Here is a 24,925-nt window from a genome sequence, read left to right on the forward strand (position 1 = left end):
GGCAACGGCCCGGCCGGCGTGCGCATCGACTCCGGCGTGCGCGAGGGCGACACCATCAGCCCGTACTACGACCCCATGATCGCCAAGCTCATCGTGTGGGGCCGCGACCGCGAGGAAGCGCTGGCGCGCATGGCGCAGGCGCTGGCCGAATACCGTGTGGTGGGCCTGTCCACCAATGTGGCTTTCCTGCGGCGGCTGGTGACGTCGCAGGCGTTCCGCACGGCGGACCTCGACACCGGCCTGATCGAGCGCAACCAGGCGGCACTGTTCCCGCCGCCCGCGCCCGTGGGCATGGAAGTGATCGCGCTGGCCGTAGCGGCGCTGCTGGATGCGCAAGCCCGCGTGCGCCGCGTGGACCCGGCCGACGCGCATTCGCCCTGGCAGCATGCAGGCGCATGGCGGTTGAATGGCGGGGAGCGGCGCGCCCTGCGCTTCTCGGTGGGTGGCCTGGCGGGCAGCCACATCGCCGACGTGACGCTCGCCACCGATGCGCGCGGCAGTACGCTGTTCTTCGCCGACCAGGCCGCGCCCTTCCGGGCGCAGTGTGCGGCGGACGATATTCGTGTCGATCTCGGCACGCGGCGCGCCCGTGGGCAGGTCCACGCGGAAGGTGATACCTTCCATGTATTCAGCGGCCACCGCCATGTGGCCCTCACCTGGATCGACCCGCTCGCGCATGCTGCCGAGGGCGAAGGCGAGGGCGGCAAGCTCACCGCGCCCATGCCCGGCAAGGTCATCGCGGTCATGGTCCAGGCCGGCAGCCGGGTTGCGCGCGGCGCGCCGCTGCTGGTGATGGAGGCCATGAAGATGGAGCACACCATCAGTGCGCCGGCCGACGGCGTGGTGGGCGAGGTGCTGTATGGCGTGGGCGAGCAGGTCGGCGAAGGCGCGCAATTGCTGTCCTTCGAAGCCGGCAACGGCTGAGCCGCCCCTTCAGGCGGCGCCCGCTGCAAGAAAACCGCAGGCCACGCCTATCCTCTGCGAAAATAGAAGAGAAAGAAGACCAGAGTGGAGATGAGATGAAGTTGCAGTTGTATGTACCGGACGGCCGTTACCAGCCCTGGATCGACGGCTTTGCCGAAGCCCTGCCCGAAGCGCAATGCCTGACCTGGGAAGACAGCAGGAACGAGCAGGTTGACTACGCCGTAGTGTGGCGCCCGCCGCTCGAGATGCTGCGCGGGCGTACCGACCTGAAAGCCGTGTTCAACCTGGGCGCCGGCGTGGACGGCATCCTGAGCCTGCGCGACACCGACCCGGACGCGCTGCCGGCCGGCGTGCCCATCGTGCGCCTGGACGATGCCGGCATGGCCGCGCAGATGATCGATTACGTGACACACGCGGTACTGCGCTATTTCCGCCGCCTGGACGAGTACGCGCTGGCCCAGCAGGCCGGCACCTGGCGCTTTCTCAAGCCGCATCGCCGCGCCGATTTCACCGTGGGCGTGATGGGCGTGGGCACGCTCGGCGCGCAGATCGCGCAGGCGCTGGCCGGCTTCGGCTTCCCGGTGCGTGGCTGGAGCCGCACGGCGCGCGATATCGAAGGGGTGCAGGGCTTCGCCGGCGAGGCTGGCCAGGCGCCGTTCCTGGATGGCCTGCGCGTGCTGGTCAACGTGCTGCCGCTCACGCCGGAAACCGAGAACATCCTGGACGCCGGCCTGCTGGGCAAGCTCGCCAAGGGGGCCTACCTGGTCAACGTGGCGCGCGGCCCGCACCTGGTCGAGCAAGACCTGCTGGCCGCCGTGCAGTCGGGCCAGGTCGCCGGCGCCACGCTCGACGTGTTCCGCACCGAGCCGCTGCCCGCCGAGCATCCGTTCTGGGCCGAGCCGCGCATCACCATCACGCCGCATATCGCGGCACTGACGCTGCGCGAAGACAGCGTCGCCCAGATCGCGGCCAAGATCCGCGCGCTGGGCGCGGGCCAGCCGATCGCCGGCGTGGTCGACCTGCAACGCGGCTATTGAGCAAGCCGGGCGCCGGGGCGGAGCGTTTGCGCCGGGAGCCCGAACCCAATGTCCGCACATTAGTTGAATGGCGCGCGCGGCAAGACGTGCGCGCCGCTACCAGACAGCGAGGAGACATCATGACCCTGCCCCACTATGTAAAAGTCGTAGAAGTCGGCCCGCGCGATGGCCTGCAAAATGAGAAGGCCATGGTGCCGACCGAGGTCAAGGTCGAGCTGATCAACCGCCTCAGCGACGCCGGCTTCGTCAATATCGAAGCCGCTTCCTTCGTCTCGCCCAAATGGGTGCCGCAGATGGCCGATGGCGCCGACGTGATGGCGCGCATCCAGCGCCGGCCRGGCACGCTGTACTCCGTGCTCACGCCCAATATGAAGGGCTTCGAAGGCGCGGTGGCCGCGTCCGCGGACGAGGTCGTGATCTTCGGCGCCGCCAGCGAGGCGTTCTCGCAAAAGAACATCAACTGCTCCATCGCCGAATCCATCGAGCGCTTCGCGCCTGTCGCCGCCGCCGCCAAGGAAAAAGGCCTGCGCCTGCGCGCCAGCATCTCCTGCGCGCTGGGCTGCCCCTACCAGGGCGAGGTGCCGGTGCACGCGGTGGTGGACGTGGTGCGCCGCATGCGCGATCTCGGCTGCGACGAGATCGACATCGCCGACACCATCGGCGTGGGTACGCCGGGCCGGGTGCAGGAGGTGATGCACGCGGTGGCCGCCGAATTCCCCATCGACCGGCTCTCCGGCCATTTCCACGATACCTACGGCCAGGCGCTGTCCAATATCCTGGCCAGCCTGCAGGTCGGCATCTCGATCTTCCACGCCTCGGTGGCAGGCCTCGGCGGCTGTCCTTACGCCAAGGGCGCCACCGGCAACGTGGCCACCGAAGACGTGCTGTACATGCTGCACGGCATGGGCATCCACACCGGGGTGGACCTGGAGCAGGTGGTACGCGCGGGTGACTTCATCTCGCAGTCGATCGGCCGCGCCAACAGCTCACGCGTGGGACGCGCGCTGCTGACCAAGTGGGGCGCCGCCGCGGACGCTGCGCCTGCCTGCGTATAAGGCCTTTCATCCCAACGCTATCGACATGAACGCTCACTCTCCCGCCAACGCCAACGACACCGCCGCGCTGCCCGAAGCGGCGCTGCGCGTGGCCGGCCTGCTGGCCGGCCTTGGCCACGACAAGCCCGTGGTCATGCTGCCCGCCACCGGCAAGACCTCGGCCGAGGCAGCGGCCGGCCTAGGCTGTTCGGTGGCCGAGATCGCCAAGTCCATCATCTTTCGCCGCGTCGCCGACGACGCGCCGGTGCTGGTGATCGCCAGCGGCAGCAACCGCGTCGACGAAGCCAAGGTCGCCGCCGTGGTGGGCCCGCTCGGCAAGGCCGACGCCAGGTTCGTGCGCGAGAAAACCGGCTACGCCATCGGCGGCGTCTGCCCGATCGGCCACGCGGTGGCACCCGTCATGCTGCTCGACAGCGACCTGTTCCGCTACGACAGCCTGTGGGCCGCCGCCGGCCAYCCGCACGCCGTGTTCAACCTCACGCCCCAGGAGCTGCAGCGCATGACCGGAGCCGAGGTGGCAGACGTGGCGCAGCGCCAGTCCGCATGAAGCCGCTGCTTGTCCGCGTCATGTGCGGCATCCCGGGCGAGGGCTGAGGCGATGTCGCAAGCCACCCGCCTCGCCGCCGAGCTCACGCGCGGCGCGCAAGCCGCCCAGCGCGCGCAGCCCGTGCCGTCGCCGTGCCGCAACGTGTGCCGCATGGACGCCGCGAGCGGCTATTGCGAAGGCTGCCTGCGCACCATCGACGAGATCGCCGCATGGTCCGGCAGCGACGAGGCCGGGCGGCGCAGGATCTGGCTGCTGCTGCCGCAGCGCGCCGCGGCGTTGGCCGCAAGGTCGGCGCCATGATGCATCCCACCCACAACACAGCGTGACCCGGCCATGACAACCGACATCGACTGGTATTTCGACCCGATCTCGCCGTTCGCCTACCTGGCGTTCGAGCGCTTGCCCCGGGCCTTGCCAGCCGATGTCTCGGTGCGCTACGTGCCGCTGCTGTTTGCCGGGCTGCTGCGCCATTGGGGCAACGTCGGCCCGGCCGAGATCGCGCCCAAGCGCCGCTTTACCTTCGAGCACGTTGCCTGGATCGCGCACCGCGACGGCACGCCGCTCGCCATGCCCGCCGTGCACCCGTTCAATCCGCTGCCCTTGCTGCGCCTGGCGGTCGCGCTGGAGCTCGAAGGCCGGCTCTCGCACGCCACGCTGGCGCCGGTTTTCCGCTTCGTCTGGCAGCAAGGCCACGTGCCCCAGCAGCAGGCCGAGTTCGACGCGCTATGCGGTGCGCTGGGCGTACCCACCGCTGCGCTGGCGCAAGATGCGGTCAAGACGCGCCTGCGGGAAAACGGGGACGAAGCGCTGGCGCGCGGCGTGTTCGGCGTACCTACCGCTGCGCTGCAAGGGGATGCCGAGGGGCAGTTGTTCTGGGGCCTGGATGCGCTCGACATGCTATGCGCGCGGCTTGCCCAGGATCCTTTCTTTGCCTCGGACGCATTCCGTGCCGCCGCCGCATTGCCGGTTGGCGCGGGGCGAGCCGATGCACCGCCACCTCCCACGCCGCGCGCTGACTAGCTGATTTGCCGACACCCCAATGCCAACCACTTTCACGCCTCCCACCCTGCCCGGCACCATGCGCGTTTTCGAGCGCGGCTGGCTATCCGCCAACAACATCCTGTTTGTCGATGGCGATGACACCGCGCTGGTCGATTCCGGCTACGTCACGCATGCGCCACAGACGCTGGCGCTGGTCGAGGCCGGCCTTGGCGGGCGGGCGCTGCGGCGCCTGGTGAACACGCACCTGCACTCCGACCACTGCGGCGGCAACGCCACGCTGCAGCGCCGCTGGCAGCCACGCACGCTGATCCCCGCCGCGGAGGCCGAGGCGGTGCGCGCGTGGGACGTGGACGCCCTCAGCTACCGCGCCACCGGCCAGCAGTGCGACCGCTTCACTTTCGATGACGTGGTGCAGGACGGCGACACCCTGCGCCTGGGCGGGCTCGACTGGCAGGTGGTAGGCGCGCCCGGCCACGATCCCCATGCCGTGATGCTGTTCGCGCCTCAGGAGGGCATCCTGATATCGGGCGATGCCCTGTGGGAAAACGGCTTTGGCGTGATCTTCCCGGAACTCGACGGTGAGAGCGGCTTCGCCGAGCAGGCGGCCGTGCTGGCGCGCATCGCCACGCTGGATGTGCGCGTGGTGATTCCCGGCCACGGGCGGCCCTTCACCAACGTGGCGGCCGCGCTTGACGTTGCTGTTGGGCGGCTGGCTTACCTCAGCGCCGATGCCGGGCGCAACGCCACGCATGCCATCAAGGTGCTGGTGAAGTTCAAGCTGCTGGAGCAGCAGCACATGCGGCGCGATGCGCTGCTGGCGTGGATGGCGCAGGCGCCGCTGATGCAGCGCATCCATGCGCGCTTCATGCCCGCGCAGGACTTGTCGGCCCTCCTTGACCGGATCCTGGCGTCGCTGGCCGCCGCCGGCGCGCTGGCGCTGGAAGGCGGCGAGGTGTACAACCGGGATTGAGCGGTAACACCGGTAACGCGGGCGCCACCATGCCCTGGCGCCAGTCCCTGACCCTTTGCGAGGAAACCGTCGATGCCTGCCTTTCCCGTCGCACTGCTTCACCCCCTGGTCGCGCATCTCTCTCCTTCCACGATCCACGCGCATGGCGCAGACCTCGAGATCGAGCTGGCGCCGTTCGTGCTCGGTGGCGAGCCGGTGCGCACGGCGATCCGGCTCGACGGCATGAACCTGCCTACCTACAGCCTGGAACAACTGGCCGGCAGGCGCCTCGTGTTCCCGCTCAACCCGGAGCCCGGCTACATCGACGGCTCGCTCTACTTCGACGGCCGCCACCACGCGGTCGACATCCGCGAGTTGTGCTTCGGCAAGCTCGACCCGCACGGCTTGCCGGTGAGGATCGAGGGCCGCATTCATTTCGACGACGGCGCCCGCTTCGACGACACGGCACTGAGCCTGGCCGCCCGCATCGCCCGACCCCTATCCGACGCGGAGATCGACGCGCTGATCGACCGCGCCGCCGCCGAGGCCGGCGCTGGCTCGATCCAGCAGTCCGGCAAGGTGATGGCCGCGCTGAGCCGCCACCCGAGCCTGCGCCATGCCGACATGGCGCTGCTGCATGCGCGCGTGCAGGCCAGGCTGCTGATCGGCGAAGCCATGAGGCCGAGATGAGGCTGAGAGATGAGGCTGAGAGAGGAGGCCGACAGATGAAGCGGGCGTGCGCGCCTGCGGCCGACAAGCGGGTCATTTGCCGCGATCTCCCGGACCGCTACACATAGATGCAGACTGAGCTGGTTACGTTGCTAGAAGGCCGCGCCGGCAAGTTCCCGCGCTGACCGAGTCCCAAGGATGCACCATGCAAGCCCTTCACGGCCAAGGCTTCCTCCTTCGCCCCTTCCGCTATCCCGACGTGCCCCAGTTCGTGGCGGCCGTGCACGAATCGCTCGAGACCGTGGGCAAATGGCTGCCGTGGTGCCACGCGGGCTATAGCGTGCGCGATGCCGAGAACTGGGTCGACCTGTGCACGGAGAGCATGGCCATCGGCGAGGCCTACGACATCGGCGTATTCGCCCCGGACGGCAGGGAGTTGTATGGCGGCGTCTCCATCAACCAGATCAACCGCGATTACAACTTCGGCAACCTCGGCTACTGGATCCGCCAGAGCCGGCAGCGGCAGGGACTGGGCGCGCGCGCGGCAGAGCTGATGGCATGCTATGCCTTTCACCGCCTCGGGCTGACGCGCCTGGAAGTGGTCGCCGCCGAGCACAATATGGTCAGCCGCGCCGTCGCGCAGAAGATCGGCGCGCAGTTCGAATGCATCGCCCGCAACCGGCTGGTGCTGCACGGCGTGCCGTGCTCGGCGGCGATGTACTCGCTGGTGCCGCCGTGGTACGGCAATGCCGGCCCGTCCAGGGACAAGGATAAGGACAAGGGCAAGGATCAAGACAAGGGGGAGGCGAGATGAATGGAGCCACTCACGCCGGCACCCGCACGCCCCCCGCGCTATTGAGCGCGAACTCATACCGCTCCGACCGTATGGAAAACAGCGTGTGCTCGCAAACCGCGCCATCCGCTGTGAACGACGTGCGTTCCAGTTCCAGCAGTGGATGCGTGCGCGAGGTCTGCAGCACGGCCGCCAGGTGCTGGCCCGCCGAGCGGGCGCGGATGACGAGGTCGGCCCGGTCGACCGGCATGCCCAGCAACTGGCCGATCAAGGTGTAGGACGGATTGCGCTCGGCATCTTCCCAGCCGGGCGTGGCATCGCAGGCAATGTGGGTCTCGGCGAGCGCAATCGGCTCGCCATCGAGACGATGCAGCCGCTGCAAGGCGATGCAGTGGCCGAGCGCGGCGGGAAAGATACCGCGCAGCCGGGCCGGCACCACGATCCGCTCCAGCGCGACCAGTTGCATCTCTGGCGCGTGTCCCTGCAGCACCAGCGAATCGTAGAAGCCGCGCAGCGTATCCAGGCCATGGCGCAGCCGCTTGTCGACCACGAAGGTGCCTTTGCCTTGCTTGCGCTCGACCAGGCCAGCATCAACCAGCCGCGTGATCGCGAGGCGCACCGTGACCCGGCTCACCCCGAAACGCTCGCCCAGCTCGGCCTCGGAAGGTAGCTTTCCGGACGGGTCGAAGCGCCGCTTCTGGATTTCTTCGCGCAACAAATCTGCGATCTGCTCGTACAGTGAAATGGCGTTCTCACGCGCAACACTCATGTAAAACCCTGTTGTATCAAAGGCTTGCGAAAAACAGCATAACAATATGCCAATGCCTTCGTTGGACATCTTGTATTAAAACGTATTATTGCCTTCCAAGGCCGGACTGACCAGTGCGGCGTCTGACGTGCGTATCGGGAAACCGCCAAGGAGCCGCAGTGAACTCTCCCCTCAACCCGCCATCGGCGCATTCGCGCGCCGGTTGGCAAGCATACCTGCACAAGCCGCCGGCCTGGTTCCGGCCGGGTCCCTTGCGCAAGGCGCAGCTGGGCTTCGTGGCCGCGTGGATCGCCTTCTTCGCCATCCTGTTCGTGCTCCCGCAGCCGGAGGGCTTGCCGCCCGCGGGCCGCGCCACGCTGGCGGTGGTGGCCTGGGCGAGCCTGGTCTGGATGAGCGAGGCCGTGCCGGTCGGCGTAAGCGGCATGCTGATCCCCGCCTTGCTGGTGCTGGCGCATGCGGTGACGCCGTTCTCCAAGGCGGCCAGCGGCTTTGCCACGCCCGTGGTGTTCCTGTGCCTGGCGGCGTTCATCTTCTCGGCCATCATGCAGGCGGCCGGGCTGGACCGGCGGATCGCCTTGTTCCTGCTCGACAAGCTGAAGACGCGTACCGCCAATGGCGTGATCTGGGTGATGTTCGTGGTCAACTTCGTGCTGGGCTTTCTCGTGCCGGCGGCCAACGCCCGCGCGGCTACGTTGCTGCCGGTCGTCAACGGCATCGTGGGCCTGTTCGGCGACTCGCCGCGTGAGCGCAGCGCGAAGAAGGCCATCGTGATTCAGTCGCTGGTGTATGGCTCGATGATCAGCGGCATGTGCATACTCACCGCGCACCTGCCCAATATGGTGATCGTCGGCCTGCTGCAGAAGAACCTCGGCCTGCACATCTCCTATCTCGACTGGTTCAAGCTGCAATGGCCGTACCTGGGCATGTTCGTGCTGACCCAGCTGTGGGTGCAGTCCTACTTCAAGTCGCGCGCGGTCCGGCTGCCTGGCGGCCAGGCGGCGATTGCCACCGAGCGTGCCGCGTTGCCGCCGGCAGGTGTGCAATCCAAAACGATCCTGGCTGTGTTTGCCGTGGTGGCCGTGCTGTGGGCGACCGAGTCGTGGCATGGCCTGCCTTCCGAGATCGTGGCCTTGCTCGGGCTGGCGGCGCTGTTTGTGCCCGGGGTGACGGGACTGGGCTGGAGGGACATCCAGGCTCGCACGATCTGGGGCACGTTCTTCCTGCTGGCCGGCGCGCTGAGCCTGTCCTCCGCGATTGGCGAGACCGGCCTGGCGCCGTGGGTGGCCGACTGGCTGTACCGCTTCGCGGCGGGCCATCCGTGGTGGCTGGCGTTGCTGATCGTCATGCTTGGCACGCACGTGGCGCGCCTGGCCATGCTGTCCAACGTGGCCGCCGTGACGATGATCGCGCCGATCATGCTGGCGCTGGCACCCAAGCTCGGGCTGCATCCCGCCGCGTTCACCTTGCTGGTGTGCGACAGCGACAGCTTCGCCTACATCTTGCCCACGCAGATCACCGCGGCCGTGGTGGCCTATAGCAGCGGCACCTTCACCACGGCGGACTATGCCCGCGTGGGCGTGGTGTCGGTGCTGATCGGCATTGCCTACGGCCTGCTGGTCATGGCGCCCTGGTACGCCTACCTGGGCATCCCGGTGTGGGATGCCAGCGCGCCGTGGCCATTTCATTGACATCGGAGTTCCCCCCAATGACCGACAAGACAACACTGGCCGCGCGTTACGCCGCGCTGCGCGAGCGCCTGGGCACGCATCACGCGCCCGCCGGCCTGTACGAGCAGAACAAGGCGCTGCCGTTCGCCGGCCGGGTGAGYTGCTCCGTGAGCCGGCTGGAAGCGGGCGAATGGGCCGAGATCATCCTCGACTACGAGGTCGGTGCCTCTGGCGTGGCGGATGGCGCGTGGCTCAAGGCGACATTCAAGTTCTACTCCGACTGGGCGCTGTTCCAGACCACCAACCCGGGCGGCGCCAATTACATCAGCGCCGAATACCAGGCCGCGCCGCTTGTGCCTGGCCAGAGCCCCGCGAGCGTGCAATCGCTCAACGTGCGCTTCGAGCAGAAGGGGCATGAGCGCCCGTTCCAGAAAGCGATCATCGTCGATGTGGTCGATGGTTACCTGAATGCCGGCGATCACATCCTGATCCGCCTTGGCGACCGGCGCCGCGGCGGGCCCGGCACGCGCGTGCAGACCTTTATCGAAGACAGCTTTCGCTTCCGGCTCTATGTGGATCCGCTAGGCACTTCGCGCTTCGTGGCGGTGCCGGGCGATGCGGTGATCGATATCCACGCCGGGCAGCCGGCACAGGTCCTGCTGCAGGCGCCGCGCTTTGCCCGGCCGGGCACGCCGTTGCCGCTCAGGGCTTCGCTGATGGACAGGTGGGGCAATATCTGCGCTGCGGCAGGCGGCTCGATACGCCTTGCCGCGTGGCAAGGCTTTGAGCTTGTCCACCAGCGCGATTATCCCGTGCCCCAGGCGGGCTGGGCATCGGTGGGCATCGACGACCTGCCCGCCAGCGCTGGCACGCTGCGCCTGGAAGCTTCCCTGACGGATGTGCCCCGCGTTGCCAAGGGCTCGGCGTGGCTGACGGTCTTCGACGCAGCCGATGCGCCGCGCGCCTTTTACGCCGACTTGCATGTGCATGCGCACGACACGGTCGGCACCAATAGCCCGGCCTACAACGTGGCCTATGCGCGCGACGTGGGCGGCATCGATGTGTTCGGCTACACCGTCAACGATTTCCAGATCACCGATGCCAACTGGCAGCTTGGGCTGGAAGCCGTGGAAACCTTCAACGAGCCCGGCCGCTTTGTCGCTTACCCGGTGCAGGAGTGGTGCGGCAGCTCCACGGCCGGCGGGGATCACAACGTCGTGTTCCTCGGCGACGACGCGCCGGATTTTCCCTACAACGCCCGCGGCGAGCACAATCGCACGCTGGTCTGGAACGAGGACATGAAGGGCACGGCGGCCGAGCTGGGGCGCTGGCCGGTCGAGGAGCTATGGGACGCCTACGTCGGCGCGCCCGAGCAGCACCTGATCATGCCGCACGTGGGCGGGCGGCGCTACATCCCGGACTGGCATCATCCCGAGCTGGAGCGGCTGGTGGAGATCGCTTCCAGCTGGGGGCATTTCGACTGGCTGTACCGCGATGTGATGGCACGCGGCTACCAGCTGGGCGTGGCAGCCAGCGGCGACGAGCACCGTGGCCGCCCCGGCGGCGGGCCGCCCGGCGTGCAGGTGTTCGGCGTGCGCGGCGGGCTGACCGGCGTGCTGGCCGAGCGGCTGGACCGGCAGGCGATTGGCCGTGCCCTGCGCGCGCGCCACACCTGGGCCAGCACCGGCGAGCACACGGCGCTGCTGGTGCGCTGCGGCGACTTCGTGCAGGGCGATGCGTTCTCGCTGCCGGCCTCGCATCGCGGCCCGGCCCGGCTCGACTATCGCTTCCTAGGCCAGACCGGCTGGGAGTACCTGGCGGCCTATGATCACAATGGCTTGATCTGGGAGCGCAACCTGCATCGGGAGGCGGGCTTCTCCGAGCGCCTGATCCGCGTGCGCTGGGGCGGCGCGCGGATCCGCGACCGCTATCGCTGGGCCGCCTGGCAAGGCCGCATCCGCATTCTCAATGGCACGATCAACCGCTTCGGCGGGCACGGCTTCGAGCATCAGGAAGAAGCCTGCTGGCGCGAAGACGCGACCGACATCGGTTTTCGCAGCGATACCTATGGCGATGCGGACAGCGTGGAAATCGACGTGAGCAACCTCGCTGCCGCGCGCATCGTGATCGAAGGGCATATCGACAGCTTCATCAAGGTGGGAGATCCGCTGCAGCGCAACCCCTTCGCCCATGCGCCGGATTTTCGCTGGGAGGTCAGCGGCGCCGAACTGCTCGCCAACGACGGCCTGCGGCTGGAGCTGGGCGGCACGGAACTGTTTATCGCGCTGGAGCGGCTCACCGACAAGGCATTGCCGGTGGACGTGAGCGGCGTGGTCGAAGTCGAGCCGGTGAACGGGCCCCATGGCCACCGCCCGGTGTACTTCCATGGCCGGGAAAGAGACGACGGCAAGGTGTGGTCGTCGGCTCAGTTCATCACCTTCGCGTGAGGCATGGCGCGCGGCGATGGCGTGACCGGCGCGCTGGCGCGCCGGTCATCGGGGTGACGGGCTAACGCTCAGGAGCCTTTGGTGATGGCGAATGCGTAGGTGCGCTCATCCTGGCGCGGCACCACCTTGTACCCCTTCTTCGCCGCCCATACGTTGATCTGGAAATACAGCGGGATCACACCGTAATCCTTGATCCCGATCTCGGTCGCGTCCTGCAGCAGCTTCTCGCGCGCGTGATCGTCGATGGTGGTCAGCGCCGTGGCCAGCTTGGCATCCAGCGCCGGATTGCTATAGCGGCCGCGATTGGATGCGCCCCAGCCCTTGGCCGGATCGTAGGTGGCCAGCAGGGACTTCAGCGACGAGCCAGCCTCGCCCGTGTCCGCGCCCCAGCCGGCGAGCATGAAGGAGAACTCCAGCTTGTTGGCGCGCGTGAAGAAGGTGGCGGACGGCATGGCTTCAACCCGGGTCTGGATGCCGACGCGCGCGAGCATGGAGGCAATCGCCTGCGCGACTTGTTCGTCGTTGACGTAGCGGTTGTTGGGCGCGTGCAGCGTGAGCGCGAAGCCGTCGGGATAGCCCGCGTCCGCCAGCAGCTTCTTGGCGCCTGCGGCGTCGAAGGTGTCAGGCTTGAGGCTCGGCACATGGCCGAACAACGTGGAGTTCACGAGCTGCCCGGTGGGCTCGGCAGCACCTTCCATCACGCGGTCGACGATGGCCTGGCGCGAGATGGCGTGCGAGATGGCGGCGCGCACGCGCGCATCCTTGAGCGGGTTCCTGGCGAGCGGCTTGCCGGCCTTGTCGGTGACGAAGGGCGTGACGTCGCGGTTGCTGTCCAGGTGCAGGTACATCATGCGGAAGGTCGGCACCTTGAACACGCTCACGCCGGGATCGGCGGAGAGCTTGCGGATATCCGAGGTGGGCACGTTCTCGATGACCTGCACGTCGCCGGCGAGCAGCGCGGCCACGCGCGGCGCGTCGTTGGTGAGGATGCGCAGCGATACGGTGTCCCACTCCGGCTTGTTGCCCCAGTAGCTGTCGTTGCGCGTCAGCTCGATGCGGTCGCCCTTGCGGAAGCTGACGAACTTGTACGGGCCCGTGCCGACCATCGCGCGGCCGCTGTTGAAGTCGTCGCCGCTGGCGTTCTCCGCGACCTTCTTCGACAGCATGTAGATGGTGGAGAGGTCATTGGGCACCAGCGGATAAGGGCCGTGGGTGGTGATGCGCACGGTCAGCTTGTCGATCGCGGTGATGTCCTTGAAGCCCTTGGTGTAGATGGTGTACGGCGACGGGCTGTTCTTGACCGTGGCGGGGCGGTTCAGCGAGTAGACCACGTCGGCCGAGGTGAACTCGCTGCCGTCGTGGAACTTCACGCCGGGGCGCAGCTTGATTTCCCAGGTGGTGTCGTCGACCGGCTTCCACGAGAGCGCCAGCGCGGGCTTGAAGCGCATCTTCTCGTCCTTGGCGATCAGGGCCTCGAACATATGCTCGGCCACGTTTGCGTTGGGCGTGACGTTGTGATAGTGCGGGTCCAGCGAGGTGATGTCCCCCGACATGCCGATGGTGAGGCTGGCGGCAACAGCGGCTGGGGAGAGTGCGGCGCAGGCGAGGCTTGTGGCAAGTGCTGCGGCGCCAAGGGCGCGGCGGATGATCGTCATCGATGGGTCCCTGGTAGGCAAGATGCTGTGCAGGCATTGTCAGGAGATGCAGACATCCATGTCAAGGCGGGCAGACCCGCAGCGCCGGATGCACCGGCGCGAGGCGGCCGTGCACAGCGGGCGTGCGGTTTTGCGGAGTGCTTGCCCTGCCGCGTGGCACAAACTTCCGATTGTCCAACTGTCAAATGTCAACTGTCAGGCCGCAAACCGGCGCAACTGTGCCTGTGCGGCCTGACAGCCCGGCTTTATATTGGAAGCCATTCTCTTTGCGCCACGCGCGCCTCCCCGCCCATGCTGAAGATCCTCGGAAAGGCCTCCTCCATCAATGTCCGCAAGGTGCTCTGGTGCTGCGACGAACTCGGCTTGCCGTTCGTGCGCGAGGACTGGGGCTCGGGCTACCGCGCCACCGATACGGCGGAATTCCTCGCGTTGAATCCGAACGCGATGGTGCCGGTGCTCGATGACGACGGCTTTGTGCTTTGGGAATCGAACACCATCATTCGCTATCTGGCGTCGCAGTATGGCAATGGCAATGACGATGGCGCCATCTACCCGGTTGCGGCGCGCGAGCGCGCGCGGGTGGACCAATGGATGGACTGGCAGGCGACGGAGCTGAACAACGCGTGGCGCTACGCGTTCATGGCGCTGGTCAGGCAATCGCCTTTGCATCAGGATGCCGCGGTGCTCGCTGCGTCCATCGGCAACTGGTCTCGGCATATCGGTATCCTGGAGCGGCAACTGTCAGGTACCGGTGGCTATGTGGCTGGCGATCGTTTCACGCTGGCGGATATCCCGATCGGCCTGTCGGTGAACCGCTGGTACGCCACGCCGCTGGCGCATCCGGACTATCCCGCGGTAGCCGCCTATTTTGAGCGGCTCGGCGGCCGGGAGGGTTTCGTGCGCCACGGCCGCAACGGCATTCCCTGATGAGTAGCTACGCGCGTGGCAGCGTGCGCTGCAGCGGCGCAGCCGCCGCGGCGGCAGCCTGCGCGGGATCGTTCTCCAGCGTCGCGACCCGCAATGGCGCGGCGCCTATCGGCAGCGCGCGCTCGATCTCGATGCCTGCGCCACGCTGCGCCACCAGTGCCTGCAAACGGGTGAATTCGCCGCACCAGATGGTCTCGATATCGCGGTCGCGGCTGGTGTCGCGTGCCTCGGAGAAGGCCACGGCGCGCACTTGCAGCCGCGCGCTGTCGCCGGCGCCGCCGAGTTCCACGCCATAGCCCGGCGTGGCAGTCTTGCGCAGCGCCACCTTGCCTTGCTCGGCCCATGCGGTCGCCATGCCTTCGCGCACCTCGTAGCCAAGGCTGGCAAGGCCTCCCAGCACGGCCTCGCGGCGGGCGAGCGCGGCTTGGCGCTGGAGCAGGGTTTCGAGCATCGCTTCGCCGTGCTCGCATTGCACGCCGATGGTGGCTGCGTCCGCCGCCTGGCGCGCAATGTCGATGATTTTGCGCAGGGCGAGAGCGTCCTGATCCGGGGCGCCGGATCCCAACGCGCCAAGGCTGTCCAGGCGCGCCGCCAGCGTGTCCAGGCGCAGCAGGCAGGCGGCACGCGCCTGGCGCTCCCGCGCTGCCGCGGCAAGATCCAGCAACAGGCTGTCCAGCAGCATGCTGCGCCGTGCCGATGCCGTTTCCGCCTGGGCGGTGGCTGCGCGCGCGGCGAAGCTGGCGGCGGCGTCGTGGTCATCCAGCGCTTCCAGCATGCCGACGTGATGATCGATCTGGCGCAGGCGCGCATCGGTGGCGCCAGGCTGGCGCGCCTGCCATTGCGACAGCGTTTCGGTGGGAACGCCAGCCGACAGGGCGCTGGCGAGCGCGCGCTGCGCATCGCTCAGCGCGGCTTGCTCTTCCGGTGGCGCCATCAGGGCGAAGCCGCGTGCAAGCGCAGCCTGCGCTTGCGGGCCATGCAGGGTGCCGTCTTCGATGGCTCGCAGCGCCGTCAGCAAATCCGCTGGCAAAGCGCGTTGGGGATCCCGCTGCTGATTGGCGCGGCGCAATGTGGCGGCGTTCTGCATCCACTGCCGCTGCTGCTGGCGAGCCTGTCCGGCTTGCTCCGCGCAACGCTGCCGGCATGCATCGAGATCGCCCTCGAGGAAGGCAAGCTCAGCCGCGGCGCCGCGCTGCAGCGCCTCGAACCGATCGGCTTCCAGCAGCGCCTGCAGGCCGGCCCGGCGCTCGCGCGTGGCCGCCAGCGTGGCTTGGTCGAGCTGTCCCAGGCGCTGTCCTTCGTGGCTCCAGTTGGCGATGGCGTGGTCGAGTCGCGCGAGCTGGTCGCGCCCGCGTGCGATGCGCTCTTCCCGGGTGACTACCCGGACTACCTTGGGTCCGCTCATGGCGTCGCTCCTGTCGATGCCGCTTCGGCGGCGGCATGCGTGGCGGTTTCGCCCGGCGCTTCGTCCAGCTGCACCGCCGGGCGTGTGGCGGCTTCGATCGCTGCCTTCAGGCGCGCACGCTCGCTCTCGCCATCGTGGTACCAGCCGTGCGAGGAGACGCGGTGCACACGCGCGATGGCGCGCGCCAGGACGGAAGGGCGCCAGATCTCGCGGGCACGGGCGCGGGCCAGCAGCGCGTGGCGCGGCGCATCGCATTCGATGCCCAGCGCATACAGGCCGGTGCGCGCGTCCTCGATGGCATAGTCCAGCCCGAAGGCGTCGCCTTCGCTGGCCGGCGCGAGCTCCCATCCGAGGCTGCGGACATAGCTGGCTACCGCGGCCTTGAAACCGTCCTGGGGTGCATCGTCGACTTCGCTGCCGGCGCTGCGCGGGCTTTCCGCCCGTTCGCCTTGGAGCCTGCCGAGCAGGCCTTCGCAGGCGGGGAATTCGCCGGCGGACAGCGTGCGTGCATACTCAAGATAGCTTTGCAGGAAGTCGCGCGGGATGGCCGGCGCGCGGCGCGTGGACAGCATGTCGGAAATATCGGAGATGGGCATCGAGGTCACCATCACCACCTTGCGGCGCGCCCGCGTGACGGCCACATTCAGGCGGCGCTCGCCGCCCTTCTGGCCGAGCACGCCGAAGTTGCGGCGAAAGCTCCCCTGGCCATTGCGGCCAAAGGTGGTGGAGAACACGATGATGTCGCGCTCGTCGCCCTGCACGTTTTCCACGTTCTTGACGAATACCGCCATGTCTTCGCCGCCTTCGCTGCGTTCGCGTTCCTCGCGGTACGCGGCGCGGAAATCACCGTCGCGCGAGGCGCGTGCTTCCAGCACTTCTTCGATCAGGTCGGCCTGCTTGCGGTTGAAGGTGACCACGCCCACCGAGGGCCGCTCCGCGAACGGCGCCTGCCATAGCGTGGCGAGCAGGTCTGCCACCTTCTCGGCTTCGGCGGGGTTGGTCTGGTTCTGGTAGAGGCCGTCCACGCGGATCAGCTCCACGGGCTTGTCCTGCAGGATGCGCGTGCGCGGATGGCGCACCGGCACGCTGAGCCGGCTGCCATAGAACGCGGCGTTGGAAAAGCCGATGAGTTCGCGGTAGGCCGAGCGGTAGTGGATCTGCAGCGTGGCGCTGGGCAAGGTGGTGCGGGCCAGTTGCAGCAGGTCAGGGCAATCCTTGATCTCGCGCCGGTTCCACTCCTCGTCGAAGGCGTCCTGCACGGCCTCGTCGGCGTTTTCGTCAGGGGCCTCGCCGTCGAACAGCTCGGCCTCGTCGCTCTCGATGCGGCTGGAGAAGAAACTGGTCGGCGGCATCTGCTTCTCATCGCCGCTGACCACCGCGACACGGCCGCGGAACAGGGTTGGCAACGCGTACTCGATGGGCATCTGCGAGGCTTCGTCGTAGATCACGGTGTCGAAGAGCCCGGCCTTGAGCGGCAGCACGCGGCTAGCCACGTCAGGGTTCATCAGCCACACCGGGCGCAGCGCCATGAGCCCCAGCGGCGCACCCAGCTCGATGAACTCGCGTAGCCTGCGCGCGCGCCGTCCGGTGAGGCGGGTGATGTCCTCCCATTCCTTGAGCGGGCGCACGCGGCTGCGCTCGATGCCTTGAACCAGCAGCGCGCGGTTGAGCCGCCGCATCTCGACGTCGGCGGCGGCCAGCGCGCTCACGCGCGCCTCGGTTTCGCCGCGTTCGAGTTGCAGCGCCGGGTGATGCAGCTCAAGTTGCCGCTTCCAGGCGAGGCGCGCCTCCCGGTTGAGCAGGCGCCGGACCTCGGCCTCGAGCGTGTCGGCCGGTATCGCTTCGAGCGCTTGCTGCTTGTCGCGCAGCGTGGCGAACACGGCCAGCTCGTCAGGGCCGAGCTGGCTGGCGCGGCTGCGGAACCGCTGATAGGCCGGCAGCGTGGGCAATGCCGCCGCAAGCGGCGCCGTCAATGGCGCGCTGTCCTTGTTGCCGGCAATGGCTTCGTCACAGGCGGCAATCCAGTCCGGCTCGCACCAGCCGGCCAGGCGTTGCAGCGCAGCGTGGCTGAGGCGGCGTGCTTCGCAGCGCGCGAAAGCCGCGTCGAATCCGGCCAGCAAGGCGACCACCGTCTCGCGCCGTCCGCTGACGAGCGCGGCTTCGACCTGCTCGGCGCGAGGGGCTTGCGCGAGGCGATCGCACATTGCCGCTGCATCGTGCAGGCGGGCCTGCGCGTCGGCGCATAGCGCAGGGAGTGCCGGGCCGGCGTCGGTGGCGGGCGCGGGCAGCGAGAGGTGTTGCAGGATGTCGCGCAGGGCCTGGCGTGGCGCGCGCCATTGCTGTTCCAGCCGCGCAGCCATGGCCAGCGCCGTCAGCCGGCTGGAATCCGTCCCGGCCGCGGCGTTGCCGCTGCAGCGTTGCAGCAAGGCCAGTTGCTTGCGCTGGCGCAGCCAGCGCGCCGGGCTAAGGCGGCCAAGCAGGCCGGCGGGCGTCGCCAGTTGCTCGGCGCGTGCGACCGCTGCGCCGAGTTCGCCTGCGTCGAGTGCGGCCAGCGCGGGCGACAGCACGGCATCATGCGCGTCTTGCGGGCAGTCGGCGAGCTGCTGTTGCACCTGCGCGAGCTGCGCCAGCAGTGCGGCGCCGCGCGTGGTCGCGCCAGAGGCCGTGTTGGCCGGCGCTGCGCCCAGCGCACGGAACAGTGGCAGCCAGCGTGCCAGGTCGGCGCGGCGCCCGTCATCGAGCGCGAGCAACGCGTCGCCGTGGCTGGCGAGCCATGCGCGATGCGGGCCGGGATCTTCGACTTCGAATGCCGCGGGACGGTGCGCGAGCACATCGGCGCGCGCTTGTTCAGTTTGCACCAGGCGCTCGAAGTTCTCGCTGAAATCGGCGAGCGTGGCGCTGTCGGTGGCGAAGGGGCGCAGGCGCGCCAGCGGGCTGCCTTCGAAACGCGCGGGCAGCCAGTACCGGGCCAGCGGCGCGCAGGCTTCTTCCAGCGCAGCAAGGCTGGCGGTGTCGAGCGGCTCCAGCCTGGCACGCAGCGCCGGTACGTCCAGCGGCGGCCCGCCTTGTTCCAGCGCCACCAGTTCGCCCAGCAAGGCGCGGTAGCTCAGCCCGATGCGCGCATCGACCTGGTGCAGTGCTTGCTGGTGGCGGTCCAGTTCTCCCTCCAGCGCTTCGATGCGCGCGGCGACGCGCTCGCGTTGCGCGCGCCATGCGGGCGGACCGGCGTCGGGCGTCTTCAACAGCGCCTCGAGCTGCTCGCGCACGCCACGGATCACCGGCTCGCGGTCGCGGTTCACGTCGCTCAACATGACGATGCGCTGCTCCAGTCCTTCGGCAACCAGCCGCTTTCGCACCACGTCGAGCGCGGCCTGCTTCTGGCACACGATCAGCAGGCTGCGCTGGCGGCCGAGCGCATCGGCCACCATATTGACGATGGTCTGGCTCTTGCCGGTACCGGGCGGGCCTTCGACCAGCAGGCCCGGCGCCCGCCGCGCCTGCAACACTGCCTCTTCCTGCGAGGGATCGCTCGCCACGGTGAAGTAGCGCTCGCGCTCTGGCGGCTGCGTGGCGTCGGTGGCTTCGGTGGCGTCGGCCGCTTCAGTTGCAGCGTCGGCATCCGGCGCGGCAGCATGGCCTGCGCCCAGCCGCAACGCGGTCTCCAGCCCTGTGCCGCCGCCAGGCAGGGTCTTGAGCTGCCGCAGGTCCTCGCCGACCGCCTGGCCCATGAAGGTGACATGGAACAGCACTGCCGCGCACGACAGGGCGTCCTGATAAGGCTGCACCTCCGTGTCGAGTCCGGGCAGGCGACCCAGCACACGCTCGCTCGCGCTGGCCAGCGTGCCGAAGGCGTCCATCACCTCGCCGGCCTTGAGCGCGGAGCGCCCCAGCAGCTCGTCGGCGGCGTCGCGCCAGCGGCGGCTGGCTTCCATGCCCAGCAGCGCTTCCAGCGCCGGGTTCAGGCGCACCTCCTCGCGCTCGCCGTCGAAGGCCAGCGCTGCCTGGCCCCGGCTGCCGACTTCCAGCAGCAGCCGGACCGGCCACAACAGCACTGGCGCGATGCGGGTCTTGGTGTTGCCGCGCGCGTCGCGCGTGAGCAGGAAGGGAAAGCCGAGGTAGAGGCCGTCGATGCCGGTATCGCGACGGTACAGCGTGCTGTGCCGGTACAGGCTCTGCAGGCGCAGCTCCAGCTCGGGGCGCTCGCCGAAGAGGGCGGGGTCCAGCGAGATCGGCTGCGCATTGCGCTGGAGCAAGTGGTCGAGCAACGCGCCGGCGGGACGGCGCGCGCTGTCGAGCTCGCGCAGGTCGATGCGCGCGGTAGTCTTGCCGATGCTCATGCGCACCAGCGGCCCGCGCAGCACGGCGGTGGCCACCTTCTTCTGGAAGAAGTCGAGGATGTCGGCCACGTATTGCTGCTTTTGCGGCGCGAGCCATTGCTCTGGCGGCACCGCCAGCAGCACCAGCGCCTGCGCCAGCGGCAGCCGCCGCTCCAGGCGGAACTGCGCGGCCCAGCCATCGACCGCGGCCACGCTGCTGCGCGCGAAGCCTTCCAGGCGCGCGTCCACCGCCTGCCAGATCACCTGCCGGCCCTGTTCGAGCCAGCCGCGCGCGATGTCGTCGCTGAACGCGAGCACGTCCTCGCGCCGGGCCAGCGCCGCGGCTTGCTCGACGATCGCATCGATCGAGCGGAACTGGCCGGGCGCGGCGGACAGCAGCACGATCAGGTCTTCCTCGCCAATCAGCCGGCGCTCGGCCAGCGACAGCACGCCGGCGTGGCTGCTGTCCGGCAGCCGCCGCCGGCGCGCCTCCCACAGCGCGGCGAGGCGCGCACGCGAGCTCGACAACAAGTGGATGCGCAGGCTGTCTTCGTCAAGCTCGATCTCCAGGCTGCGCGCGCGCTGGCGCACCTGGGCCGCGCGGATCTTGAGGCGGACCAGCCAGTGCTCGTTGTCGAAGCGGGACAGCAGGTCGGGCGCCAGGCCTGCGAGCAGCGCGTAGCCCTGCTGTGGATGCTGCAGCAGCCAGCCCGGCGTGACAATGTCGCCGCGCAGGATCAGCGGCATCTCCGGGTTGAGCAGCTTGAGGGCGAGCATCAGGCGGAAATCGTCTTCCAGGCCCTCGTTGCGCGCCACTTCGCGCAGGCCGGACAGGCGCTGCGCGGGCAGCGCGGCATCCTGCGCCCAGGTCACGATGACGCCGCGCCGCAGGTGGTCGCCGGCCTGGTCCCAATTGCCGGCTTCCGCGGCGGCGAGTGCAAGCTGCGCCGGGCTGCGGTAGCGCCGGCCGCCCAGTTCGATGGCGCTGGCGGCGCTGCTGTCGTGCTCGGTGGCCTGCTCGCTGCTATCGGCGGGGGCATCGACTGCCTCGCCATGCAGCCATGCCTGCACCTGCTGCCATTGCCAGCGCTGATTGCGGTCTCGCGCCAGCAGGCCGCGCAGCAGCAGGCGCAATTCGGGATCGAGGTCATCGGGCAGCGCCACACCGTTGGCCAGCACGTGGATCAGGAAGGCCTGCGGATGGATGTCCGCGAAGCAGGCGCCGCCGGTGACCTGCTCCAGCAGGATCATGCCCAGGCTCCACCAGTCGGAGGCGGCCGCGACGCCGCCGGCGATGGCTTCGGGCGCCATATAGCGCGAGGTCTCCAGCGGCGAGACGATGTCGAGGTCGAAGTCCGACAGCCGCGCCGAGCCGAAGCCGCTGACCACCAGGTCGAGCGGCTCGCGCTGGCGCACCAGCAGCGTGCCGGGGCGCAGGTCACGGTGGCGCAGCCCGGCTTCGGAGAATACATGCAGCGCCTCGCCAAGCTCGCGCACGATATGGCGAATCCGCTCGAGGTCGCCGGCGACGATGCCAAGGTCGGCCAGCGTGCCGCCGCTGAGTTCCTCGGCCACTTCATAGGCACGCTCCTGCCAGCGCCCGGTGGCAAGGATCTCTGGCACGTGGGCACGCGGCAGGCGTTGCAGCAGCGCGTAGACGGCCGGGTCGGGCTCGGCGCCGGCGCGGTAGAGCGTCAGCACGGCGTGGCGTTGCGTATCGACCTGCTGCGCGGCATATCGCTCGCGCACGCCGTCGGTGCTGGCGATGCGGCGCAGCAGGCGCCAGCCGGCGATGACGTTCGCTTCGGCGTTGGCTTCGGCTTCGGCGTTGGCGTTGGCGTTGGCTTCGGCGTTCGGCACATCGCCTGCCGGATCGGCACCACATTGCAGGCAGATCAGGTCGTCGGCGGCCATCGGGTGGCCATTGAGGCAGTGGCCTGGCGCTACGCCGGACGCCTGCTGCGCGGCGGCAGGCGTAGCGGCGGTTGCCGTTGCCGCGGGGCGCCAGCCCGGCGCATGGATCGCTTCGCCAGACAGGTCCCAGCCGCAGGGCGCCTGGCCGAACAAGCCTTCACAGAAGATCTCCGCCAGTGAACGTTCGGTCTGGCAGTTGGGGCAAAAACGCATCATGGCTGGGAGTTTCCGTTGGGTTCGGGCCGCCTGGCGGCGCGGTCCTCGGTGATGGTGATGGTGTGGCCCTGGGCCTGCAGCAGCGCGCGCAGCCGCCCGAGGTCGCCGCGCCGGGGGATGCCGGCCAGCCACACGGTACCGTCGTCGTCGAACATCAGGTCGAGCGCGCGATCGTGCGCGGCCAGCGGGCGCTCGAAGGCGCCGAAGCGCGCGCGGCCAAGCGGGGTGAGCAGGTGCAGGCGCTGGTTGTCGCTGCCGCGCAGCGCCAGCGTCTGCGGCGAGTGCAGCGCGAACGGGTCGGATATCAGCGCGTCGATCAGGCCGTCGGCACGCGTCAGCACGGGTGCCAGCGCTTCGATGGGATGGCCGCTGTAGACCAGGATGTCGAGCGGGCAGGCTGCGCGCAGCGCATGCAGCAGCGCCAGCAGGCCCTCGGGCTGCTCGAACGGCTCGCCGCCCGAGATGGTGACGCCCTCGGCCTGTGCCAGCCAGGGTGCCAGCTTCGCCATCAACGTTGTCACGCTCACGCTGCGCCCGTTGCCGGCCTGCCAGGTGTCTGCCGAGATGCAGCCGGGGCAGCGGATCGAGCAGCCTTGCAGCCAGATGCCGACGCGCTGCCCTGGGCCGAGCGTCGTGACGGGGAAATGCAGGCGCGACAAATCCAGCGCCGCCTCGGCGCCGCTCACAGCCGTTGCAGGCTGAGCTGCGTGAAGGCGCCGGTTGTCAGGCCGGCGATCTCGAAGCGCTCGCCCGGCTGCGCGTCCTGGTCGAACAGCGCGCGCGCCAGCGGGTTCAGCAGGTGGGCTTCGACCTGGTTGCGGATGCCGCGCCCGCCGTTGGTGAGATCGGCCAGGCAGAGCTCGCGCAGCGCTTGCAATGCACCGGCGGCCAGCGTCAGGTGCAGGTCCTGGCGCGCCAGGTCGGCCAGCACGTTATCCACCATCTGCGTGAAGATCTGCGCGGCGATATCGGCGCGGATGAAATCGAACACGATTACGTTCTCGCCGATGCGGTTGAGGATCTCCGGGCGATTCAGCTCCAGCTTGAAGTAGCGCTCGATCTCGCTGCGCACCTTGGCCTGTACCGCCTCGAAGGGCTCGGCCGGGTTGACGTTGGCCACCCGCTGGCCATCTGCGCCGGTGCGGTAGATGCCCAGGTTGGAGGTAAACACGATCAGCGCCTCGGAGAAATACACGCGGTCGCCGCGCCCCGAGGTCAGCACGCCGTCGTCCAGGATCTGCAGGAACTTGTCGAGGATGCGCGGATGGGCCTTCTCGATCTCGTCGAACAGCACCACCGCAAAGGGCTTTTCGCGGATCGCGTTGGTCAGCTCGCCGCCCACGTCATAGCCGACGTAGCCGGGCGGCGCGCCGATCAGGCGCTGGTCGGCGTGCTCGGCGCTGAACTCGGACATGTCGAAGCGGATGTAGGCGCTCTCGTCGCCGAACAGCAGGCTGGTGATGGTCTTGGCCAGCTCGGTCTTGCCCACGCCGGTGGGCCCGGCCAGGAAGGCCACGCCGCGCGGCCGTCCGCCGCGCCGCCCGCCGCCCACGCCGGTCATGGCGCGCTTGACGATATCGAGCATGTGCGTGGCCGCGTGGCCCTGGCCCTTGACCCGGCGGCTAATGAATTCGCTCGCGCCGCGGATGCGGTTGCGATCGATCTTCAGCCAGGGGTCCTCGGTGACGCCCACCTTGTAGCGGCGCACCGCGTCGGCGACCTGGGCCAGCGGCACGCCTTCTACGCGCGCCAGTTGCGCGATGGCGTTCAGATCGAGCAGCAGCATGCCCTCGGTGTCATCGACGAAAGCCTGCTGCGCCTGCTGGATGGCCTGCGCATCGGCGTCCTGCGCGCCTGCCAGGCCGCGCAGCAGCGCCGGCGCCAGCGCGCGGCGGGCATGGTGATCGGGCTTGGCCACCGGGATATGGCGCAGGCGCGGGTTGCCCACCAGCAGCCAGTCGGGCAGGTCGCCTTCCTTGTCGACCACCCACAGGATGCTGTTGAAGAAGGGCTTGCGCGCCGTGCCGGCCGGGCGCGAGCGGACCTGGTGCGACAGCACCAGCGCGCGGGTGAACAACTGGTGTTCGGCGGGGCTGGGGTTGTCTGCGCGCGTGAGCAGCCGCGAAGCGAAATCCACAATCAGCGCCAGCGGCTCGCCGGGGTGCGCGGCGAAGCGCTCCAGCGTGGCGCCGAGCAGGTCGATGCCGGCATTGGCGCGGCCTTCGCTCACGGTCAGGCCGAACTGCTGCAGGATGGCCTCGGCCGGTTTGCTGTCTTCGCCGGGCGCGCACAGCGCCTGGAAGCCTGCTATCGGGTCGTAGAGAAAGACGTGGGCGTAGCCCGCTTCGCGCAGGGCGCCATGCATGGCTAACGCGAAGGACTGCGGCGCGATGACGCCGGGCGCCACCTCGCAGGCCTGCAGGTCGCGTACGCTGCCCGACAGCACGAACTGGCTCTTGAGCGGCAGGAAGCGCAGCAGGTCGCGCAGCCAGCGCGGGCGGGTGAAGGCGGGAGCAGCGGCGGCTGCAGCCGCTGAAGCGTTTGCGGGTTCGGTACCGGACATGGGCGGGCTCGGGAAGATCCAGTAGCGCGCGGCCGTGTGCCGCGCGCGCACCATGCGGATTCTATCCCCC

At 68.9% G+C, this 24,925-nt stretch carries 18 protein-coding genes; 12 read left to right on the plus strand and 6 right to left on the minus strand.

From position 1 onward, the window contains the following. From AC1DQR_RS04030 to AC1DQR_RS04070, 9 genes are all read left to right on the plus strand, one after another. On the plus strand, positions 1-924 hold a 924-nt coding region (locus AC1DQR_RS04030; protein WP_477132565.1), incomplete at its 5' end, for an acyl-CoA carboxylase biotin carboxyl carrier protein subunit. A gap of 95 nt (positions 925-1,019) precedes the next feature. After that, positions 1,020-1,961, plus strand: coding sequence for a 2-hydroxyacid dehydrogenase (locus tag AC1DQR_RS04035; RefSeq protein WP_416050210.1), 942 nt, complete (start codon positions 1,020-1,022; stop codon positions 1,959-1,961). Between the two features lie 119 nt (positions 1,962-2,080). Beyond that, positions 2,081-3,016, plus strand: a complete 936-nt coding sequence (locus AC1DQR_RS04040) for a hydroxymethylglutaryl-CoA lyase (RefSeq protein WP_174426026.1) — start codon at positions 2,081-2,083, stop codon at positions 3,014-3,016. A 25-nt stretch (positions 3,017-3,041) separates the two neighbouring features. Then, complete coding sequence (locus AC1DQR_RS04045) at positions 3,042-3,563, plus strand: YbaK/EbsC family protein (protein ID WP_416050211.1); 522 nt, start codon at positions 3,042-3,044, stop codon at positions 3,561-3,563. Between the two features lie 51 nt (positions 3,564-3,614). Beyond that, positions 3,615-3,863, plus strand: a complete 249-nt coding sequence (locus AC1DQR_RS04050) for a DUF1289 domain-containing protein (protein WP_416050212.1) — start codon at positions 3,615-3,617, stop codon at positions 3,861-3,863. A gap of 33 nt (positions 3,864-3,896) precedes the next feature. Beyond that, positions 3,897-4,583, plus strand: a complete 687-nt coding sequence (locus tag AC1DQR_RS04055; protein WP_416050213.1) for a 2-hydroxychromene-2-carboxylate isomerase — start codon at positions 3,897-3,899, stop codon at positions 4,581-4,583. Between the two features lie 19 nt (positions 4,584-4,602). Continuing rightward, positions 4,603-5,535, plus strand: a complete 933-nt coding sequence (locus AC1DQR_RS04060) for an MBL fold metallo-hydrolase (RefSeq protein ID WP_416050214.1) — start codon at positions 4,603-4,605, stop codon at positions 5,533-5,535. Between the two features lie 72 nt (positions 5,536-5,607). Beyond that, positions 5,608-6,204 carry a GatB/YqeY domain-containing protein gene (locus AC1DQR_RS04065; protein WP_416050215.1) on the plus strand — a complete coding sequence of 199 codons (597 nt, stop codon included), beginning with the start codon at positions 5,608-5,610 and terminating at the stop codon, positions 6,202-6,204. Between the two features lie 184 nt (positions 6,205-6,388). After that, positions 6,389-6,997, plus strand: a complete 609-nt coding sequence (locus tag AC1DQR_RS04070; RefSeq protein ID WP_416050216.1) for a GNAT family N-acetyltransferase — start codon at positions 6,389-6,391, stop codon at positions 6,995-6,997. A gap of 10 nt (positions 6,998-7,007) precedes the next feature. On the opposite strand, the gene AC1DQR_RS04075 is transcribed toward AC1DQR_RS04070, so the two are convergent. Next, positions 7,008-7,745: a GntR family transcriptional regulator gene (locus AC1DQR_RS04075; protein WP_416050217.1), complete on the minus strand. Its 738-nt coding sequence runs from the start codon at positions 7,743-7,745 to the stop codon at positions 7,008-7,010. A 158-nt stretch (positions 7,746-7,903) separates the two neighbouring features. On the opposite strand from AC1DQR_RS04075, the gene AC1DQR_RS04080 reads away from it, so the two are divergent. Beyond that, positions 7,904-9,433 carry an SLC13 family permease gene (locus AC1DQR_RS04080; RefSeq protein ID WP_477132566.1) on the plus strand — a complete coding sequence of 510 codons (1,530 nt, stop codon included), beginning with the start codon at positions 7,904-7,906 and terminating at the stop codon, positions 9,431-9,433. Positions 9,434-9,450: 17 nt separating this feature from the next. After that, positions 9,451-11,859, plus strand: coding sequence for a hypothetical protein (locus AC1DQR_RS04085; protein ID WP_477132567.1), 2,409 nt, complete (start codon positions 9,451-9,453; stop codon positions 11,857-11,859). Positions 11,860-11,927: 68 nt separating this feature from the next. On the opposite strand, the gene AC1DQR_RS04090 is transcribed toward AC1DQR_RS04085, so the two are convergent. Continuing rightward, the gene (locus AC1DQR_RS04090) at positions 11,928-13,514 is read right to left on the minus strand and encodes an ABC transporter substrate-binding protein (protein ID WP_416050220.1); all 1,587 of its coding nucleotides are present in this window, start codon (positions 13,512-13,514) and stop codon (positions 11,928-11,930) included. A gap of 291 nt (positions 13,515-13,805) precedes the next feature. Between AC1DQR_RS04090 and AC1DQR_RS04095 the strand changes: the two genes are divergently transcribed. Beyond that, positions 13,806-14,441, plus strand: coding sequence for a glutathione S-transferase family protein (locus tag AC1DQR_RS04095; RefSeq protein ID WP_416050221.1), 636 nt, complete (start codon positions 13,806-13,808; stop codon positions 14,439-14,441). A 7-nt stretch (positions 14,442-14,448) separates the two neighbouring features. Here the strand turns inward: AC1DQR_RS04095 and AC1DQR_RS04100 are convergent, their stop codons facing one another. The 4 genes from AC1DQR_RS04100 to AC1DQR_RS04115 are packed head-to-tail and all read right to left on the minus strand — an operon-like array spanning position 14,449 to position 24,855. Next, positions 14,449-15,846 (minus strand): hypothetical protein, encoded by a 1,398-nt coding sequence (locus AC1DQR_RS04100; protein WP_477132568.1) that lies wholly within the window; start codon positions 15,844-15,846, stop codon positions 14,449-14,451. After that, on the minus strand, positions 15,843-22,292 hold the full coding sequence (locus AC1DQR_RS04105; RefSeq protein WP_477132569.1) for an AAA domain-containing protein: 6,450 nt from the start codon (positions 22,290-22,292) through the stop codon (positions 15,843-15,845). Before AC1DQR_RS04105 ends, AC1DQR_RS04100 begins: the two co-directional genes overlap by 4 nt. Further along, positions 22,289-22,978: a 4Fe-4S cluster-binding domain-containing protein gene (locus AC1DQR_RS04110; RefSeq protein WP_477132570.1), complete on the minus strand. Its 690-nt coding sequence runs from the start codon at positions 22,976-22,978 to the stop codon at positions 22,289-22,291. Before AC1DQR_RS04110 ends, AC1DQR_RS04105 begins: the two co-directional genes overlap by 4 nt. After that, positions 22,975-24,855: an AAA family ATPase gene (locus AC1DQR_RS04115; RefSeq protein WP_477132571.1), complete on the minus strand. Its 1,881-nt coding sequence runs from the start codon at positions 24,853-24,855 to the stop codon at positions 22,975-22,977. Before AC1DQR_RS04115 ends, AC1DQR_RS04110 begins: the two co-directional genes overlap by 4 nt. Between the last annotated feature and the right edge of the window lie 70 nt (positions 24,856-24,925).

It is taken from the genome of Cupriavidus sp. 05L411 (genome assembly GCF_056398045.1).

Bases quoted from the DNA above. Each gene is read 5' to 3' on its own strand.
- AC1DQR_RS04035 (WP_416050210.1), top strand. From the start codon at position 1,020: ATGAAGTTGCAGTTGTATGTACCGGACGGCCGTTACCAGCCCTGGATC.
- AC1DQR_RS04050 (WP_416050212.1), top strand. From the start codon at position 3,615: ATGTCGCAAGCCACCCGCCTCGCCGCCGAGCTCACGCGCGGCGCGCAA.
- AC1DQR_RS04055 (WP_416050213.1), top strand. From the start codon at position 3,897: ATGACAACCGACATCGACTGGTATTTCGACCCGATCTCGCCGTTCGCC.
- AC1DQR_RS04060 (WP_416050214.1), top strand. From the start codon at position 4,603: ATGCCAACCACTTTCACGCCTCCCACCCTGCCCGGCACCATGCGCGTT.
- AC1DQR_RS04065 (WP_416050215.1), top strand. From the start codon at position 5,608: ATGCCTGCCTTTCCCGTCGCACTGCTTCACCCCCTGGTCGCGCATCTC.
- AC1DQR_RS04070 (WP_416050216.1), top strand. From the start codon at position 6,389: ATGCAAGCCCTTCACGGCCAAGGCTTCCTCCTTCGCCCCTTCCGCTAT.
- AC1DQR_RS04075 (WP_416050217.1), bottom strand. From the start codon at position 7,745: ATGAGTGTTGCGCGTGAGAACGCCATTTCACTGTACGAGCAGATCGCA.
- AC1DQR_RS04090 (WP_416050220.1), bottom strand. From the start codon at position 13,514: ATGACGATCATCCGCCGCGCCCTTGGCGCCGCAGCACTTGCCACAAGC.
- AC1DQR_RS04095 (WP_416050221.1), top strand. From the start codon at position 13,806: ATGCTGAAGATCCTCGGAAAGGCCTCCTCCATCAATGTCCGCAAGGTG.
- AC1DQR_RS04100 (WP_477132568.1), bottom strand. From the start codon at position 15,846: ATGAGCGGACCCAAGGTAGTCCGGGTAGTCACCCGGGAAGAGCGCATC.
- AC1DQR_RS04105 (WP_477132569.1), bottom strand. From the start codon at position 22,292: ATGATGCGTTTTTGCCCCAACTGCCAGACCGAACGTTCACTGGCGGAG.
- AC1DQR_RS04115 (WP_477132571.1), bottom strand. From the start codon at position 24,855: ATGTCCGGTACCGAACCCGCAAACGCTTCAGCGGCTGCAGCCGCCGCT.